Annotated in this window: 1 protein-coding gene; it reads right to left on the bottom strand. The window is 68.3% G+C overall.

What is annotated here, in order from left to right:
- Nucleotides 1–18 precede the first annotated feature (18 nt).
- The gene (locus tag C5B96_RS17255; RefSeq protein ID WP_146078244.1) at nt 19–1,014 is read right to left on the bottom strand and encodes a hypothetical protein; all 996 of its coding nucleotides are present in this window, start codon (nt 1,012–1,014) and stop codon (nt 19–21) included.
- Between the last annotated feature and the right edge of the window lie 43 nt (nt 1,015–1,057).

Raw genomic sequence — 1,057 nt, 5'->3', positions numbered from 1 at the left:
CCTCCCGCCCTCGCCCCATCATCGACTCGGCGATTTCTGTCGCCTGGCGCCCGCCGAACAGACAGAAATCACCGAGTCGATCGGGCGCCAGCCGGCTGCGGTGAGGGCCGCGCGCACTTCGGCGAGGGTGAGATGCGCTTCCGAGCGGAGACCCTCGACCCGTACGCGCACGACAGCGTTGAGATCGAGCAGACGAGTGATGCGTCGTTGGTCACTGGCGTACACGGCACGATCGAGTCGATGCTGCTCACCGTCGTACTCGACGACAACGTTGAACTCGCGGTAGTAGAGGTCGGCACGGCCGGCGAACTCGCCCGACCCAGTGTACAGATCGACGTTGATCTCGGGTTCCGGCAGACCCCCGCGCACCAGAAGGAGGCGGAGCGCCGTCTCCATCGGCGACTCCACTCCCTCGCGCACCAGTGCGAGCGCCGACTCGAGACGCCGCTTGCCTCGGCCGCGAAAGTGCGTCAGGCGCTCGGACAACTCCGCGATCGTAGTAAACGGGCGCGGGTCATCGGCTCGGGCGAACCGCGACCGATAGACGGCCGCGTCTCCCACGGCCACCAGTTCGTCGACACCCGCGACACTGCCGAGCTGGATCCACACCGACGCCGCGTCGCAGACGGGAAGACCCCGGAGCTCCACCACACGAGGAGCGACGGCAAGAACATGGCCGCGAACACCACGAGCGGTAGGCGGCCATCCCGCTTCGGCAGTGACCGAGACATCGAGCACGTGCGCTGCGGAACGGCGGACGGCTGAGGGCAGCTCCCACAGCAGAGCCGCAGTGCGGTGGCTGAAGTACTGGCCCGGCCGGAGTCGAGGTGCATACGCTTCGCACAGGCTCCGGATGCCCGTGGGCCTGTCGGCGGATACGACACGAATCCCGGTGAACGGCGCGGCGAGGTCGGAACGCCGAAGACGGTTGTCGTCGAGCCCCCGCCGCAGGGCATCCGCTCGGGAGAAGGCGTCGCCCCTCAGGGCCGGAGGAAGTTCAAACGGACGTGGCATGCCCCCAGTGTCGCCCGCCGCTCCCCCCGCCCCTCACTTATCC

Origin of the sequence: Subtercola sp. Z020 (genome assembly GCF_002931235.1) — a bacterium.
Taxonomy (GTDB): Bacteria; Actinomycetota; Actinomycetes; order Actinomycetales; family Microbacteriaceae; genus Subtercola.
Note: the sequence above shows the minus strand (reverse complement) of the source record. Positions and strands in the feature narration are given on the sequence as shown.

Bases quoted from the DNA above. Each gene is read 5' to 3' on its own strand.
- C5B96_RS17255 (WP_146078244.1), bottom strand. From the start codon at position 1,014: ATGCCACGTCCGTTTGAACTTCCTCCGGCCCTGAGGGGCGACGCCTTC.